Origin of the sequence: Spirosoma soli (assembly GCF_042684525.1) — a bacterium.
GTDB classification, from domain to species: Bacteria; Bacteroidota; Bacteroidia; order Cytophagales; family Spirosomataceae; genus Spirosoma; species Spirosoma soli.
Genome location: NZ_JBHULN010000020.1, coordinates 19,568 through 35,490, shown reverse-complemented (window position 1 = coordinate 35,490; position 15,923 = coordinate 19,568). Strand labels below are relative to the sequence as shown.

General features: G+C 47.3%; 20 protein-coding genes. 6 read left to right on the top strand and 14 right to left on the bottom strand.

Annotation, left to right across the window (positions count from 1 at the left end; all coding sequences use genetic code 11):
- Nucleotides 1–18: 18 nt before the first annotated feature.
- Nucleotides 19–273 carry a hypothetical protein gene (locus ACFSUS_RS23880; protein ID WP_381526579.1) on the bottom strand — a complete coding sequence of 85 codons (255 nt, stop codon included), beginning with the start codon at nt 271–273 and terminating at the stop codon, nt 19–21.
- Between the two features lie 127 nt (nt 274–400).
- A complete protein-coding gene (locus ACFSUS_RS23875; RefSeq protein WP_381526577.1) occupies nt 401–634 on the bottom strand; it encodes a hypothetical protein in 234 nt (77 codons plus the stop codon).
- Nucleotides 635–674: 40 nt separating this feature from the next.
- On the opposite strand from ACFSUS_RS23875, the gene ACFSUS_RS23870 reads away from it, so the two are divergent.
- A complete protein-coding gene (locus ACFSUS_RS23870; protein WP_381526575.1) occupies nt 675–1,496 on the top strand; it encodes an aminotransferase class IV in 822 nt (273 codons plus the stop codon).
- Between the two features lie 37 nt (nt 1,497–1,533).
- On the opposite strand, the gene bioD is transcribed toward ACFSUS_RS23870, so the two are convergent.
- The 3 genes from bioD to ACFSUS_RS23855 form a co-directional block, all read right to left on the bottom strand.
- On the bottom strand, nt 1,534–2,169 hold the full coding sequence (gene bioD, locus ACFSUS_RS23865; RefSeq protein WP_381526573.1) for a dethiobiotin synthase: 636 nt from the start codon (nt 2,167–2,169) through the stop codon (nt 1,534–1,536).
- Nucleotides 2,166–3,329, bottom strand: coding sequence for an aminotransferase class I/II-fold pyridoxal phosphate-dependent enzyme (locus ACFSUS_RS23860; RefSeq protein WP_381526572.1), 1,164 nt, complete (start codon nt 3,327–3,329; stop codon nt 2,166–2,168). The genes bioD and ACFSUS_RS23860 overlap by 4 nt, the downstream gene beginning before the upstream one ends.
- Before the next feature lie 171 nt (nt 3,330–3,500).
- Nucleotides 3,501–4,544, bottom strand: coding sequence for a zinc-binding dehydrogenase (locus ACFSUS_RS23855; RefSeq protein WP_381526571.1), 1,044 nt, complete (start codon nt 4,542–4,544; stop codon nt 3,501–3,503).
- 73 nt (nt 4,545–4,617) lie between these two features.
- Here ACFSUS_RS23855 and ybeY point away from each other — a divergent pair, with 73 nt between their 5' ends.
- Entirely contained in the window at nt 4,618–5,037 is a 420-nt protein-coding gene (gene ybeY, locus ACFSUS_RS23850; RefSeq protein WP_381526569.1) for an rRNA maturation RNase YbeY, read from the top strand.
- A gap of 53 nt (nt 5,038–5,090) precedes the next feature.
- Nucleotides 5,091–5,420, top strand: coding sequence for a YegP family protein (locus ACFSUS_RS23845; protein ID WP_381526567.1), 330 nt, complete (start codon nt 5,091–5,093; stop codon nt 5,418–5,420).
- 73 nt (nt 5,421–5,493) lie between these two features.
- Here ACFSUS_RS23845 and ACFSUS_RS23840 read toward each other — a convergent pair whose 3' ends face one another.
- The 3 genes from ACFSUS_RS23840 to ACFSUS_RS23830 form a co-directional block, all read right to left on the bottom strand.
- On the bottom strand, nt 5,494–6,252 hold the full coding sequence (locus ACFSUS_RS23840) for an SDR family NAD(P)-dependent oxidoreductase (protein WP_381526565.1): 759 nt from the start codon (nt 6,250–6,252) through the stop codon (nt 5,494–5,496).
- A gap of 128 nt (nt 6,253–6,380) precedes the next feature.
- A complete protein-coding gene (locus tag ACFSUS_RS23835; RefSeq protein WP_381526563.1) occupies nt 6,381–7,298 on the bottom strand; it encodes a PfkB family carbohydrate kinase in 918 nt (305 codons plus the stop codon).
- 67 nt (nt 7,299–7,365) lie between these two features.
- On the bottom strand, nt 7,366–8,562 hold the full coding sequence (locus tag ACFSUS_RS23830; protein WP_381526561.1) for a hypothetical protein: 1,197 nt from the start codon (nt 8,560–8,562) through the stop codon (nt 7,366–7,368).
- Nucleotides 8,563–8,823: 261 nt separating this feature from the next.
- Between ACFSUS_RS23830 and cysS the strand changes: the two genes are divergently transcribed.
- From cysS to ACFSUS_RS23815, 3 genes are all read left to right on the top strand, one after another.
- The gene (cysS, locus tag ACFSUS_RS23825; protein ID WP_381526559.1) at nt 8,824–10,311 is read left to right on the top strand and encodes a cysteine--tRNA ligase; all 1,488 of its coding nucleotides are present in this window, start codon (nt 8,824–8,826) and stop codon (nt 10,309–10,311) included.
- Nucleotides 10,312–10,378: 67 nt separating this feature from the next.
- Complete coding sequence (locus ACFSUS_RS23820; RefSeq protein ID WP_381526557.1) at nt 10,379–11,407, top strand: M28 family peptidase; 1,029 nt, start codon at nt 10,379–10,381, stop codon at nt 11,405–11,407.
- Nucleotides 11,397–11,822, top strand: coding sequence for a hypothetical protein (locus tag ACFSUS_RS23815; protein ID WP_381526555.1), 426 nt, complete (start codon nt 11,397–11,399; stop codon nt 11,820–11,822). Before ACFSUS_RS23820 ends, ACFSUS_RS23815 begins: the two co-directional genes overlap by 11 nt.
- Nucleotides 11,823–11,881: 59 nt before the next feature.
- On the opposite strand, the gene nadD is transcribed toward ACFSUS_RS23815, so the two are convergent.
- From nadD to ACFSUS_RS23785, 6 genes are all read right to left on the bottom strand, one after another.
- Nucleotides 11,882–12,454 carry a nicotinate (nicotinamide) nucleotide adenylyltransferase gene (nadD, locus tag ACFSUS_RS23810; RefSeq protein WP_381526553.1) on the bottom strand — a complete coding sequence of 191 codons (573 nt, stop codon included), beginning with the start codon at nt 12,452–12,454 and terminating at the stop codon, nt 11,882–11,884.
- 42 nt (nt 12,455–12,496) lie between these two features.
- Nucleotides 12,497–13,096, bottom strand: a complete 600-nt coding sequence (gmk, locus tag ACFSUS_RS23805; RefSeq protein WP_381526551.1) for a guanylate kinase — start codon at nt 13,094–13,096, stop codon at nt 12,497–12,499.
- Between the two features lie 102 nt (nt 13,097–13,198).
- On the bottom strand, nt 13,199–13,441 hold the full coding sequence (locus ACFSUS_RS23800) for a hypothetical protein (RefSeq protein ID WP_381526740.1): 243 nt from the start codon (nt 13,439–13,441) through the stop codon (nt 13,199–13,201).
- Between the two features lie 128 nt (nt 13,442–13,569).
- Nucleotides 13,570–14,265, bottom strand: a complete 696-nt coding sequence (locus ACFSUS_RS23795; protein WP_381526549.1) for a sigma-70 family RNA polymerase sigma factor — start codon at nt 14,263–14,265, stop codon at nt 13,570–13,572.
- 245 nt (nt 14,266–14,510) lie between these two features.
- The gene (locus ACFSUS_RS23790; protein WP_381526547.1) at nt 14,511–15,008 is read right to left on the bottom strand and encodes a hypothetical protein; all 498 of its coding nucleotides are present in this window, start codon (nt 15,006–15,008) and stop codon (nt 14,511–14,513) included.
- 76 nt (nt 15,009–15,084) lie between these two features.
- On the bottom strand, nt 15,085–15,885 hold the full coding sequence (locus ACFSUS_RS23785; RefSeq protein ID WP_381526546.1) for a (Fe-S)-binding protein: 801 nt from the start codon (nt 15,883–15,885) through the stop codon (nt 15,085–15,087).
- Nucleotides 15,886–15,923 lie beyond the last annotated feature (38 nt).

Sequence of the window (15,923 nt, the reverse complement as noted above, 5' to 3'; positions counted from 1 at the left end):
GATCGGATTAATTGAATGTCACAATATCACTCCTTTCGACCGTAATAACGGGTTCAGCTCAAACCTACAGCTGGGCAAAACCTCGACGGTATCGTCCCAATCTGTAAAAATCCACCGCTCATTAGGCTGAGCAATGAGCGTTCGGCGGGTTTTGGTGAGTATCCAAATGACCTTAGCGACGCCAAAGTCAAGCAACTTTTGTGTTTTATCATACACATACTCGGTTCCGCTGACGTTAGCCGGAAGGTCGATCTTTACGTCTACTTCAATCACTACACGTGGCGGAATGAAAAATATTTATCATCCAGTGGCGTCGGCAAAGAAGCCTGGTCAAATACAACTATATCGTTCGATAGCTTGTTGCCTGAGGCAATGTGAAGACCCGGCTCATTAGTGGCAATCAGATAGTCGTCAAATGGCAAGTGTTTATACAAATGTGAATGAGCAGTGAAACCACCGCAGACTGCAACGCACTGGCCCCAATTATATCTTCTTTGGTTTTTTGTCGCGCCAACACCGTTCGATACCCCTGATAATAATAAGGCACACCGTCGATTTCTTCATAGATTAACGAAGTGGGTATCTTACGCGACGTCGGCGAATTCCGTGGGGATGCCCGAGGTGTTATGCTCATTTGCTGTACCTTTGTTCCTGGTAAAAATAACGCATTTCTCATGCATTACGGCTATTTCAACGGCACCATCGCCCCTACCGATCAGTTGGCTGTCGGCGTAACAGACCTTGGTTTACTACGCGGTTATGGGCTATTTGATTACTTCCTGACCTACAACGGTCGACCATTCCAATGGGACTGGTATTGGGAGCGGTTTCAGAATTCAGCGACTCGGATGCACCTGCCACTGCTGATTGGTAAAGAAGAAACGTACGCCGTGTTGATGGACCTGATTGAGCGCAGCGGTAGCGTTGATGTAGCTTTTCGCTTCGTGATGACCGGTGGCTACTCGGCTGATAGCATTAGCATCGAGCGTCCGAACTTGCTTATCCTGACGGAAGACATCCACCCCGTTCCTTCGATCCAATACGAGCAGGGCATTAAGGTTATTCTTGACGACTACGTTCGGGAAATGGCCGAAGTGAAAAGCACCGATTATAAACGGGTGATTTTAATGGCAGAAGCCATTCGGGCCGCCAGAGCTTCAGATTTATTGTATCAAAAAGGCGGTGAAATCAGTGAACTCAGCCGCAGTAATTTCTTTATCGTAAAGGGTGAGCGGCTTATTACGCCTGATCGCCATGTTCTTAGGGGCATTACCCGCCGGACGGTAATTCAGTTAGCCCAGACCGATTTCAAGGTTGAGGAACGGCCCGTATTGCTTTCCGAACTTTATGATGCCGACGAAGCCTTTACAACCAGTTCAACTAAGAAAGTTTTACCAATTACGCAGATTGGCGAGCTAACCATTGGTGACGGTCACGTTGGGCCGAAAGCAACATTTTTGCTGGAACGGTTCAATGACTTCATCAAAAATTGGTAACTACATTAGTGCGAATTGTCTCTCCCGACGGGCGTTTTCACATTGTTTGGAGCCGCAGTAAGTCAGCATAACGTTGAACTGTTTCCCGGTCGATCTTATTCTCTTGTCCAATCCGACCGATGCAGGGCAAGCCAGTGTAATTCAGAATAACCCGTTCTGATGCTGGTACAGTTGGCCCATTGAAAAGGATACCCAAAAGCGGAATGTTACGACTACGGCAGGCTTCTACCGATAACAAGGTATGATTGATGCTGCCCAAGTAATTTCTCGATACTAAGACAACCGGCAAGTCTAGCCGTTGAACCAGATCAATGTTAAGATCTTCATCATTAAGCGGCACCATAAGTCCACCAGCCAACTCAACAACCAGCGCGTTGTCGGTTTGAGGTAACACAAGTTTCTCTAACTCAATCGTAACACCGTCTATTTCAGCAGCTGCATGGGGCGACAAAGGCTGCGTTAAGCGATACGCTTCCAGATGAAACCGGGACTTGTGATTACTAATCAATCGACGTACCGTTTCTGTGTCAGAATCTTCCAAAGCTCCCGATTGAACAGGTTTCCAATAATCGGCCTGTAAGGCTTCAACTAACACAGCCGAGGCTATAGTTTTACCGATTTCTGTACCGATTCCGGCAACGATAAACTGCTTAAGTAATGCGACTACACTCATAAACTTGGTTCGTTAACCAATGCTGTTTGCAATAGGGTTATTAGCTCCGTTATTTCCTGGGTTGTATTAAAGGCGTGTACACAAATGCGCAATCGCTCCTGCCCTACTGGCACTGTTGGGCTCAAAATGGCCCGAACGTCGAACCCAGCACACTGCGCTTCAGCAGCTACGTAACGTGCAGAATCATTACCCGGCATAATCAAACATTGAATGGGTGACTGGCTATTTGTCCAGGTGGTTCCAGCCAGCTTATCTTTAACCAAGTACTTGAAGTAAGTAAGCCGCTCGTGCAGTTGGTTCTTAGCATGTACCTGGCTCCGCAACTGCTGGTGAGCGCAACAGATAGCGAGAAAGCTATGAGGTGGTAGCGCGGTGGTGTAAATAAACGGCCGGGCAAAATTAATAAGATAATTACGTAATAGAGCAGGGCCGACGATGGCGGCACCATGAACGCCTACTGCTTTGCCAAATGTATGTAAGCGTGCGAAAACACGCTCTTGGAGGCCCAGTTCAACTACTAATCCTTCGCCAGTAGGGCCATAAACTCCGGTAGCGTGGGCTTCATCCACTAACAATGCTGCCCCGTAGCGATCGCACAAGTCAGCCATTTCACGTAACGGAGCTATATCCCCATCCATCGAATAAACCGATTCGACAGCCACAAACACCTGTCCGCTTGCTTGTCGAAGTTTATCTTCTAGATCATCCAGGTCGTTATGACGAAAGCGCTGGCGGGTCGCATAGCTAAGTCGCGCGCCATCGATCATACTCGCGTGAATCAACTCATCGGTTAGCAGCGTATCACCTGCTTTAGGCAAACAGGCTAAAAGACCAAGATTAGCATCATAGCCCGAGTTAAAAATCAGCGCGGCTTCGGTTTGATAAAATACAGCTAATTCTTGCTCAACGTCATCGGCCAGCGTCATCTGACCAGCTAAGAGTCTTGAGCCTGTTGCTCCCGTACGACCAACCTCGTAACTAGTATCGGCTTGTTGAATAAGAGTTTTAAGCTCTATCGAACGCGCGAAACCAAGGTAGTCGTTGGAACAAAAATCAACTAGATCACCCGTCGCTTTGAGTTGACGTAGAAGACCCGCTTGCTGATGAGCTTTCAGTCGTTCAGACAAAGTTGTATATATAGCTCTTGTCAAATCAGGCATAATTACAAAGGTAAAACGACCTAATTTAACAAGAGCCAATTATCAAGCTCATAATTCAGAAATGTGAATAAAGCAATAGTTATCCACAGCCGGGCTGTGGATAACTATTAGACATTGTGATTATTCCAACAAAAAATGAGGGAATGGTACTAAGATACAGAAAACTTTATCCTAAACATTTTGTTGCTCATCGATTTTCAAGACAATCTTACCAAACTGTTTGCCTTCATTCATCCTCTGAAATGCTTGTTCGGCTTCAGCCAACAGAAATATTGCATCAATCACAGGCACAAGTTGTTTCTCTTTTACAAAACCGATCATATCCGCAAATTCGCGTTCCGTCCCCATGGTTGAACCAAAGATGTTGAGCTGTTTAAAGAATACTTTCGATGGAGCGATGTCTGTCAGATTACCGGTTGTGCCGCCGAAAATGGCAATACGACCACCGGGTGCCACGGCATCAATAAGCTTGGCAAACCCAGGTCCACCAGCGCTGTCAATAATGACATCGAAATAGCCAGCTCTTCCTCCCCCGGTTTGAACCATCAGCGTTTTAACCCAGTCTGGCTCCCGGTAATTAACGCCACCTGTAGCGCCTAGTGCTTTCGCTTTTTCTAATTTTTCTTCCGAGCCAGATGTCACCCAGACCTCGGCCCCGGCGCCTACGGCAAACTGTAGAGCAAATAAAGCCGCTCCTCCGCCGATGCCCGTAATCAACACTTTTTCGCGAACATTACTATCTGCGGCATGCAAACCAGCTCGTGACATAAGCGCTCGCCAGGCCGTTACGCCCGCTAACGGCAGAGCAGCCGCCTGCTCGAACGAGAGATGAGAGGCCTTGTTATGGAGGTATTTTACATGAATCGCTACGTACTCCGCGAAGGTGCCGTTGTCGGGCATTCCTAATATTCGAAAGTCAGCGCCGTAAAACTTGGGGTTGGGCCCCCAGTTCAACGAACAGTTGATAACGACCTCCCGTCCGATCCAAACCGGATCGACACCTGGGCCAACTTCTGTCACCACACCTGCGCCGTCAGACCCTAAGATGACTGGTAATTTGATGCCGGGATATAATCCTTTTTGGACGAATACGTCCCGATGATTAAGCGCAGCTGCCCGCAAGTTTACAAGTACCTCGCCCGGCCCAGGAACAGGTATTGGGGCGTCGATGTGTTGAAGTGGCTGGTGCGTTTCTGCAAGCAAAATGGCTTTCATATAGAATAAGTGATTGAGCTACCAATGTTTGGCGGGCCAACAAGGCGTATCTTTGTTAATAAAAGAAAAGCCAATGATTCGTTTTTTTAACGAAGACGTTACGTACAAACTTCCTCAAAAACAGGCAACCCGCCAGTGGCTTAAACAGCAGGCTGAAGGCGAAGGTTATGCCGTAGGTGATTTAAACTACATCTTTTGTTCGGACCAGTACGTCTTGCAAGTGAACCGTGACTACCTCCAGCACGACTATTACACGGATATTATTACGTTCGATCAGAGCGAAGACGAAGGCAAAATAGAGGGCGATATTTTTATCAGCGTTGAGCGTGTGGCCGACAACGCACGCCAAATGGGAGCCTCCGCCGAACAGGAAATGCGTCGGGTACTGGCTCACGGTCTGCTGCACCTCTGCGGTTACGGCGATAAAACTGATGAAGAAGTAACGCAAATGCGGGCAAAAGAAGACAAGTGGTTAGAAAATTGGAAATTGTAGCTTTAGTCTACGTGTCACTACTCCAATCGCCCAACCAATCTATACTACATAATATGGGAAAGTTTGTCATTAACACCCGAAAGAATGGCGAGTTTCAATTCAATTTAAAAGCCAGCAATGGCCAAATCATTTTAAGCAGCGAAGGTTACTCAACCAGAAGCGCCTGCGAAAATGGAGTTGAGTCGGTCAAGAAAAATGCACCCGATGATAGTCGTTACGAACGTAGAACAACCGAGTCCGGTAAGTTTCGTTTTAACCTCAAAGCAGGTAACGGACAAGTAATCGGTACCAGCGAATCATACGAAAGTGAGAGCGGCCGAGACAATGGCATCGAGTCCGTTAAAAAGAACGCACCCGACGCTGAAGTTATAATTGAGGATTAGCCAATTCTTTACTTGAGCACCCGAGCGTAGGTCATAATCAGACTGCGCTCGGGTGTTTTTTTAATTGATAACGTTATCCCGCCGTTAGGCCGCCATCCATCTGAATGGCCTGTCCGGTACAAAACTCGTTTTCGTTCGAACAAAGCCATAAAATAGCCTGGGCAATATCCTGTGGTTCGCCAAAGCGACCAATAGGGATCACTTTACGCATTCGATCTTCTAAGTTTGGGGCTACGCTAATCAGTTCGTCGACCATAGTTGAGTGGGTGTAAACTGGGCAAACAGCATTAACGCGGATGTTTTTACGGACGTATTCCAGGGCTGCAGTCTTGGTCAATCCGATTACTGCGTGCTTCGACGCGCTGTACGGCCCTCCCATGGCCATTCCTCGAATGCCTGCAATGCTCGATACATTGACGATCTTGCCCCCACTCTGCTTTATCATTTGGCGGATCTGGGCTTGCATTCCATAAAACACGCCCCCGACGTTGATCGCCATAATCTGGTCGAAATCGGCTTGCGTCTGGTCGGTTAACCGAGCAAACTTTCCACCAATACCAGCATTATTAACACCAATATCCAGACGTCCATAAGCCAGAATTGTTTGGTGAACAGCGGCTTCAATTTCTACAGGACTAGCAACGTTACAGGCAACAAAAAGAGCTTGACCCCCTGCTTGTTCAACTAGTTCAACCGTTTGTCGACCACTCAACTCATTAACTTCAGCTACAACAACTTGCGCTCCCTGTTCGGCAAAAGCCAGCGCCGTAGCCCGGCCAATACCTGACCCTGCTCCGGTAATAAAAGCAACTTGGTTAATGAATCTTGACATAGGTTTTCGGGGGAATAATGTATGGCCCGAAAATAGCGTAAAGGCAGTTGTTGTAAAAATGAAACGGGAACCACCATTTCATTATATACATGATAGCTCCCGTAATAAAATGATAACTAACTGGTTTACTATTCTAGTCCGAACGCTGACAGATTAACGAATTCGCTCACCCGCTTGTTAATCTCTTCCTGTGTTAAGTTCATGATGCGCTCGGCACCAAACTTCTCGACACAGAACGACGCCATCGCTGAGCCGTAAATGATGGCTCGTTTCATGTTGTCGAATGAAATATCGTCGGTTTTCGCCAGGTGGCCAATAAAGCCGCCCGCAAACGTATCGCCCGCTCCAGTCGGATCAAACACTTCGGCTAGGGGCAGAGCCGGAGCCGAGAAGATGCGATTGTCTTGGAAAAGTAAAGCGCCGTGTTCGCCTTTCTTAATGATAACCGTTTTAGGCCCCATCTCGCGAATCTTAGCAGCTGCCTTCACTAATGCATATTCGCGGGTTAACTGCCGAGCTTCTTCATCATTTACGACCAACACATCTACCATGGGGAGTAATGTCATCAGGTCGGGGTTAGCGATTTCGATCCACAGGTTCATCGTATCGAGCACGATGAGTTTGGGGCGATTATTCAATCGCTCAACCACTATCCGCTGAATAGCCGGAGCCGTGTTCCCCAGCATCAGGTACTGGCAATCCTGGTAAGCTTCCGGAATGATCGGGTCAAAGTTTTCCATTACGTTCAGTTGGACCTCGACCGTATCGCGCGTATTCATGTCATTATGGTACTTACCCGACCAGAAGAACGTTTTCTCCCCTACCCGAACCTGTAGTCCTTCCGTGTTGACGCCGTGCTGGTTGAGGTCATCAATCATGCTTTGCGGAAAGTCGTCGCCCACAACCGCAACCAGGTTGTTTTCTTTGGTGAAGTACGACGCTGAAAGTGTAATGTAGGTGGCAGCTCCACCAATGATTTTGTCGGTCTTGCCGAACGGGGTTTCTAAGGCGTCGAACGCGACGGAACCAACGGTTAATAGACTCATCGTTTTTCAGTTTACGGTCTACAGGATTCGGTCTATGGTGAATTTCAGAATACCGAACTGTAGGCCTTTATTTCTTCCGCCCGATTACCGGGCAGCGTTTAAATGGTTTGGTTTCGTCAAAAAGTTTGCGGTACGTAACATGGGTCTTGACAATAGTCGACCCGAGCTGGCTCACAAACCGTACCATGATTGGGTTAAAATCCCCCACCCAGTTCATCTCCAGTTCATCGTACTGGAAGTTTGGGTTATGTTCCGCTTCATGAGGCATTCGTAGGGCAATGGCCGCTTCCAGGCCTTTTCCCTGATGCGCCGGCGCTACGCCAAACACGACACCAAAGGCTTTATGATTCGTTTTACGGATGACGTGCCACAGAAATTTCAACTTGCCAAGCAAGTCAAGCTTACCGTTGACATGCTTGAAAATCTGGTTTAATTCGGGTAAGCAAACGAAGAAGGCCACCGGTTCATTCTGATGGTAAGCGAAGTAGATGATTTTTTCGTCGATAACCGGCTTTAGCTTTTGCATGAGCAGCTGCGCCTGACCGGCCGACATCTCCTTAACGCCACTATGGCCACCCCAGGCTGCATTGTAGATATGCCGAAACTGCTCGGCCGCTGCCGGGAGCTGCTTTTTGTCGATTGTTCGGAAGCTATATTCTGGGTTTTCATAGATACGTTGAGCGCGGTCTTTTACGGCCTGCGACATCTCTGTTAGTTTGGCCCAGGTTGTTGGAATACCGAACGTAAACTGTTTAAAATAATCTTTGAAGCCGTAGTTCTCGAAGAAAGGAATGTAATAGGGTTTCGTATAGGGCATGCAGTAGTTTGGCTCCCGTTGAAATCCGTCCACCAATAATCCCCACCAGCGGTCGCGGTCACCAAAGTTAACGGGGCCGTCCATCGCTTCCATACCCCGGCCTTGAAGCCAGGCTTTACCAGCATCGAAGAGTTGAAAGGCAGCCGCCTGATCGTTAATACACTCAAAGAAACCGACTCCTCCGGTTGGTTGGTCGTTGTCGAGATTTGCTATTTCGTAATCAACGAAAGCGGCTATGCGCCCAATGGTTTCATTTTTTTCGCTTAAAAGCAAATACCGAACACACTCGCCGTGCTCAAACCGCTTATTTCGGGCTGGGTCAAATACCTCTTCTACATCCGCATCCAACGGCCGAATCCAGCACGGGTCGGCGCGGTAAAGCCGCACGGGAAATTCAATAAATTCTTTCTGGTATTTGGCATTTAGGCCAACCTCAACTACCTGCATTCGGCGATAATCATAAATTGGGTGCGAATATAGCCAAATCTGGCCTGGCCACCGTTTCTAACCAGCACTTTGCCAAAGTTTTGACCACCAGCCTTCTTCGATACGCACCATTTTCCGCCCAACAATCCGTAACTTCGCCCTTAGATTGAAACCCTATTTTGTCATTCCGACGAAGGAGGAATCTTCTCGGATTAATGGTTTCAGAATACTACTACTTTAAATCATCGAAGATTCCTCCTTCGTCGGAATGACAAATCGAGGATGCAGCCACTTCACTTATACAATACGCTTTCCCGCAAAAAAGAACTGTTTGAGCCGCTCAACCCACCTTACGTTGGTATGTATGTCTGTGGCCCAACTGTTTATAATTACGTTCACTTAGGCAACGTCCGTACCTTTCTGACGTTTGACACACTCTATCGTTACCTAACATTTATTGGCTACAAAGTCCGTTACGTTCGCAACCTGACTGACGTTGGCCATCTGGTGGGCGACGGCGACGAGGGTGAGGACAAGATTGGGCGCATGGCCAAGCTGGAGAAAGTTGAACCTATGGAGATCGTTCAGCGCTTTACGAACGACTTCCATACGGTGATGGCTCAGTTCAACGCCATTCCGCCGAGCATTGAACCAACGGCAACCGGCCACATGGTTGAGCAGATTGAAGCGGTCGAAAAGCTGCTGGGTAATGGCTTAGCTTACGAATCGAACGGCTCCGTCTACTTTGATATTGAGACATATAACAAGCGGGGCGGCAATTACGGCAAACTTTCAGGGCGTATCCTAGACGATCTTCTAAACGAAACTCGTGAGCTAGACGGCCAATCTGAGAAGCGCAACCCTCTCGACTTTGCCATTTGGAAACGAGCCGCGCCCGAGCACCTCATGCGTTGGAATTCGCCCTGGGGCGAGGGATTTCCCGGCTGGCACCTCGAATGCACTTGCATGAGTACTAAATATTTGGGTAAGCAGTTTGATATTCACGGGGGTGGTATGGACCTTAAGTTTCCGCACCATGAATGTGAAATTGCGCAAGGTGATGGCCTAACCGGTCACGACCCTGTCCGTTACTGGATGCACTCAAATATGCTAACCGTTAACGGCCAGAAAATGTCAAAGTCACTGGGCAATTCGTTCTTACCTGCCGAGTTGTTTGCGGGTAACCATTACCTGCTCGAACAGGCATTCAGCCCTATGACAGTACGGTTTTTCATGCTTCAATCGCATTACCGTAGTACGCTTGATTTCTCGAATGACGCGCTTAAGGCTGCCCAGAAAGGCTATCGGCGTTTGGCTAATGGTCTGCGCGTTATCAAAACGTTGACATATCAGCCGGGTGAAAAGAACGTACTGGACGAGGAAAAGCAACAGGATATCCGGCAGGCTGTTCAGCAGTTCTACGAAGCCATGAACGACGACTTGAACACGGCAGTTGCCATTGCGCAACTATTTACGCTGTTGAAGTATGTTAACATGATCTACCTCAATCAGCTATCGTCGGCTGCGTTGGGCGAAGAAGTTTTCAAACTTTTGAAAACGTCGTTCGTTGCTTTCATGGAGCAAGTGCTCGGTCTGAAAGAGGAGGGGGCTACTAACCAACCTGTTTTGGAAGGTCTACTAACGCTTTATCGCGAATACAAAGAACAGCGCCAGTACGATAAAGTAGACCAGATTCGTTCGTATTTCAAGGCACAGGGGCTGTCGATTAAAGACATGAAACACCAAATTGACTGGGCCTATGAAGAGTAATTACTGTTTGCTGTGGTAGATCATTTTTCATGAAAACACCTTAGTAAACAGTCCTAATTTTGACCTAATGACAAAAGCCGTCATCTATTCTCTCGCTATCACTTTCGCGCTTGTCAGCTCTTGTAAAACCAAGCAAAGCGACTCGACAACCACACAAACAACGGAGCAGTCAGCACCCATGGCGTCTGCTCCGGCTTTTAATGCGGATTCAGCTTACAATTACATCGATCAGCAAGTTAAGTTCGGGCCACGAGTACCCAATACACCCGCTCACGTTGATGCTGGTAACTACCTAGCCGCTAAGCTAAAACAGTTTGGTTGTGAGGTTACTGAGCAAAACTTTGTAGCCACTACCTGGGATGGTAAGAAACTAAACGCCCGCAACATCATCGGAAGCATCAACCCTAAAGCGAGTAAGCGCATTCTGCTGGCCTCACATTGGGACTCACGGCCCCATGCTGACAACGACGCTGACGCGGCCGATAAAACGAAGCCTGTCCTAGCGGCTAATGATGGCGCTAGTGGCGTAGGCGTTCTGCTCGAACTGGCCCGTACCATTCAGCAAAGCCAGCAAAAACCAACCGTAGGCATCGACATTATCTTCTTCGACGCAGAAGATTGGGGCAATGGTGAGAAGGCAGCTAACGATTTTGAAAAAGCGACCGGTAATCAGTACGATTACATTGGCTTTTGTTTAGGATCGCGCTACTGGTCTAAAAATCTACACAAGCCGGGTTATTCGGCCTATTATGGTATTCTGCTCGACATGGTAGGAGCCAAAGGAGCAACGTTTACCAAAGAGGGGCTATCTATGCAGTTTGCGCCTACGGTTGTCAATAACGTTTGGCAAACGGCCAGCCGAGCGGGCTATAGTCAATATTTTGTTGATGCATCTGGTACTCAGATCACCGATGACCATTTGGCACCGAACACAATAGCAAAGATTCCGATGATCGACATCATTCACACCAACGTTGGTACCGGAGGTTTTTTTCCAGCCTGGCATACGGCGGAAGATAATATGAGCAATATAGATCGGGCTACGTTAAAAGCCGTTGGCCAAACGCTGTTACAGGTACTCTACAATGAACAATAAGCTATCGATTGCTACACTGGTGAACAAACGTTCAGGGCAAAAGCTAGTATTACTTTGCCTGTTGGCTGGACTAACGAATTGTGAACCAGCTCCAGATCGTTTTGGAAAGCTTGATGTTAAAAAATGGCGCAGTGACCGGGGTGGCTGTAACGGGATTCGGGCGACACTAGTACCGGCTTTCAAAGCCGAAGTGCAAAATCTCAAGGGTAAATCAGCCAATACACTGGGCGAATTACTGGGTCGGCCCGATATCAATCAAATTGCCGACCGCAACCAAAAATTTTACATTTATTTCTTAGAAAAGGGCACTCACTGCGATAAACCAGGTGTTAAATCGAACAGCCGTTCGGTAGCTATCCGCATGAGTGCTATTGGCCTGGCAACAGAGGTGACGTTCCAAAATGGATTGCCGTGAGAACGCGGCAGGAAAGCCGTAGGTTAAATTTACAAGCAGGCAGCGGCTTTTCAGCCGTGTTACACATAGAACTTCTTCCGGGTAATCATCTCCTCCACGACCTCCGGCACCATGTAACGAATTGATCGGTTTTTACGGATGCAATCCCGGATAAACGTAGCCGATATATCAAGCAAGGGTGCTTCTACTAAACGAACATTCGGGTGAGCTTTAAACGGGCTCTCTGTAGAGCGTGGACGTGGATAAACTTCTAGTCCATAATACTCTAAGATCTTATCGTAGTTTTTCCAGTTAGCAAACTGTTCGAGGTTATCTTCACCCATTATCAACCGAAATGTGTGTTGTGGGTACTTTTCACCCAGCCGAACCAACGTATCAATCGTGTAACTAGGCTTGGGCATCGAAAACTCAATGTTTGTAGCCTTTAAACAACTGTTATCTGCGATGGCTCGCTCAACCATATCGAGCCGATCAAATTCATGCAGTAGGCTTTTAGTCTTCTTGAATGGATTTTGGGGCGATACCACAAACCACACCTGGTCTAAGTCTGTAGTAGTGGCCATAGTGTTGGCAATTATCAGGTGGCCAACATGGATTGGGTTAAATGAACCAAAGAATAAGCCTATTTTCATAAAATGGTAGCCTGCCAGCTCTCGAGCCTCCACAGGCTTGCTTTAGATCACCGTTGCTTTAGCTGGTATGTGATTGTTCTTCACAAAGTCATCAACTAGCTTCTGTGCTTTCTTCAATGACGTTTCGAGATGATCGTTTACGAGGATGACATCAAACTTATCCTGAAAACTCATCTCAAAATGAACTTTAAAGAGCCGTTTCGAGAGGCTTTCTTCTGTTTCGGAGCCACGTCCAATTAGCCGCTGACGAAGTGTTTCTTCATCCGGGACTTTTACAAAAACAGCTAATGCTTTATCTCCGTAATATTCTTTTAGCTTGAGACCTCCTTGGACGTCTACGTCAAACAGTACATGCTTACCGCTGTCCCATAAACGTTGAATTTCGGATTTCAGCGTACCGTAGAATGCACCGACGTAAACCTCCTCCCATTCAACGAACTCATCGTTATCTATTTTCTGCTTGAACTCCTCGGGAGTTAGAAAGTAGTAATCTTTACCGTTTTGTTCGGTACGGCCCCGGCGGTCGCGGGTGCAGGCCGAAATGGAAAAGCCGAGATTATCGTTCTCGGCTAACAGATGCTTGACAATAGTGGTCTTTCCTGAACCAGAGGGAGCCGAAAAAATGATCAGTTTGCCGTCCAAGGTTAGTAATAGTTGGTTGAGAACAAGTTTATAAAAGTAATTGGGGTAACTAGGTCTGGTCGTTACCAGTTCCCTAATTACCCCAATTACTGTGAGGTTGTATTAGCTAAAGTTTTGAATTCGGGTTTTGATCGTTGCCACTAATTGTTCTGGGCAGCACTTCTTCTCCATTCGTTTGGTCAACAGCTCTTTCACTTCTTTCTCGAGATGGTACATCTGGATGCAGGGCTGACAGCTCTCAAGATTGATTTTTAGTTTAGCAAGTTGTTGTTCGGTAGCTTCTCCGTCCAGAATCAACTGAATCATCTTCAAGCAGTCCGCCTGATGACTGCAATGTTCTTTCATCTCAGGCCTGGCGCTGGATGAAGATGACGATGGCAATGACGTTTGCATTGGAAAATTTCTATTTATTCCAAGAATAATAATACGTTAAGTTATTAGCAGAACCAAAATATGATTAGAAAAAGTTCGGTTTATTCTTCATTTTCTTCATTATAACCCATCGAAGAAGCGTAATCACGTAATTTCTCTTTCAACAGGTTTCGAGCACGGTGCAATCGGGACCGAACAGTGCCGATAGGAATATCCAGAATCTTAGCCATTTCCTCATACGTGAACCCTTCAATGTCACAAAGGATAATAACTGTCCGGAAATCTACAGGCAACGCATTAAGTGCCGTTGCCACTTCATCACCAATTAAGTCAGACACCGATTCGGCCCGCAGGTCAACCGTGTGTTCAGTTTCGGCATCTTCCGAATTATAAGTCGTTTCAACGTCCTGATAATCGACTTTAGCCGGCTCCTTACTTTTCTTCCTGTAATCGTTAATGAAGCTGTTCTTCAGTATCCGAAACAGCCAGGCTTTGGCGTTAGTTCCTTGTTCAAATGACGAAATAAACCGGAAAGCCTTTAAATACGTATCCTGAACGAGGTCATTGGCGTCGTCCTCATCAGTCGTTAGGCGGAAAGCAAAATTGTACATGGAGTCAATGTGAGGCATAAACTCCTTGTTGAAAACCTGATACTTTTGTTCATCGGTATACCGGCGAACTGGCGCATCAGTAGATGGCTGCTCAGCGGGGTCTCCGTTGGGTAACAGTTGATCTGGTCCGGCATCCCGGTCGTCGCGAGTTGGCGTATCTGACATAACTTCTTGTATAGTCGCCATAAAAGTAAGAGTAAATTGCCGTTTACCGTCGGCAAACAGAGCGAATTCAATATTTCACAATACCCAATTCGCTGAGCTGTATCAGAGTTTGACTGCAAAAATCAATCCTTTGTTCAAAAAAAAGGTTTAAAATCAAGGCAATGTGACGATTTGGCAGTGAACGATTCAGCCAACGGCAATGTTAAAGCCGGTCAATCGCCAACCGAAAATGTTAGCGATTGACCGGCTATACTATTTACGAGTAATTAAGCAGATATAGATTTGAAATACCGCTTCAACCAAGAGTCAGCCGCGGGAATCGTCCAGTCTGACAAAAACTCAGCTTTCGTTTTTACAAGCGTATTAAATACGGCGGTAGTTGGCGTTAACAGTCCATCTGCAACTGCCGCTTTAATTGTTGGCAACGGATAAACCGTAACCGAACCATCTACAGCCCGTACTGCCGCTGAGCGGTCGAAAAAATCGACGTCTACTTGTTGTCCAATCTCTTGTAAGGTTCTTACAGATGCGTCGATAGAGCAACCGCTTGGCAGATTGAAGCCTTCGTCGACCCCTACAACTACAAATCGATCTTCGACAACCTTAGCCGATGCTAACAGTGGCTGGCCATGTGCCGCCCATTGATTGAGCGCTGGTTCTAACGCTTGTCCGATAGTAACTACATCGTCAGCAGAGAGCGGACGGTTTGCCTGGTACACCCAAACGCGGGCTGTTTCAGGCAGTTTATCAAAGTCGATCCACATACATTTCAATTATCAGTGAACAACCATCAGCCAACAGGGACTCAGTTGATTGCTGCTCCTTGTTGGCTGATCGTCATCATAACCCTTCGCCTTGCGCGATGAGTTCCGAAATGTCATACACCCGAACCGAATCCTCCCGGTTCTGGTTCTTAACGCCATCTGACATCATTGTCATGCAGAAGGGGCAAGCTACGGCAATGGTATCAGCGCCCGTGCCCAGGGCCTCCTGAACGCGCTCAACGTTTACATCTTTATCGCCAGGTTCGGGTTCTTTGAAATATTGCCCCCCGCCTGCACCACAACATAAGCCGTTAGTACGTACTCGTTTCATTTCTACCAGATCGGCGTCCAAGGCAGCTAGTACATCACGTGGGGCTTCATAGATTTTGTTGGCCCGACCCAAGTAACACGAGTCATGGAACGTAATCCGTCGTCCTTTAAAGGACTGTCCGTCTTTAACCCGAACTCGTCCTTCGTTAATCAGCCCTTGTAGGAACTGCGAATGGTGAATTACTTCATAATTGCCACCTAGTTCGGGATACTCGTTCTTGAGCGTATTGAAGCAGTGTGGGCAGGCTGTCACGATTTTTTTCACATTGTAGCCATTCAGCACCTGAATGTTCGACATAGCCTGCATCTGGAACAAAAACTCGTTTCCTGCCCGACGAGCCGGGTCGCCCGTACAAGCTTCTTCTGGCCCAAGCACGGCAAACTTGATCCCAACGTGGTTAAGAATTCGTACGAAGGCGATGGTTACGCGTTTGTACCGATCATCGAAGGAACCTGCGCAGCCTACCCAAAACAAAATCTCGGGTTCTTCGCCAGCTGCGGCCACGTCGGCCATTGTTGGTACGCTATATGTTTTCTCAGTTGTCATTTTTCAAAGTTGTAAAGTCATAAGGCTGTAGAGTGCGA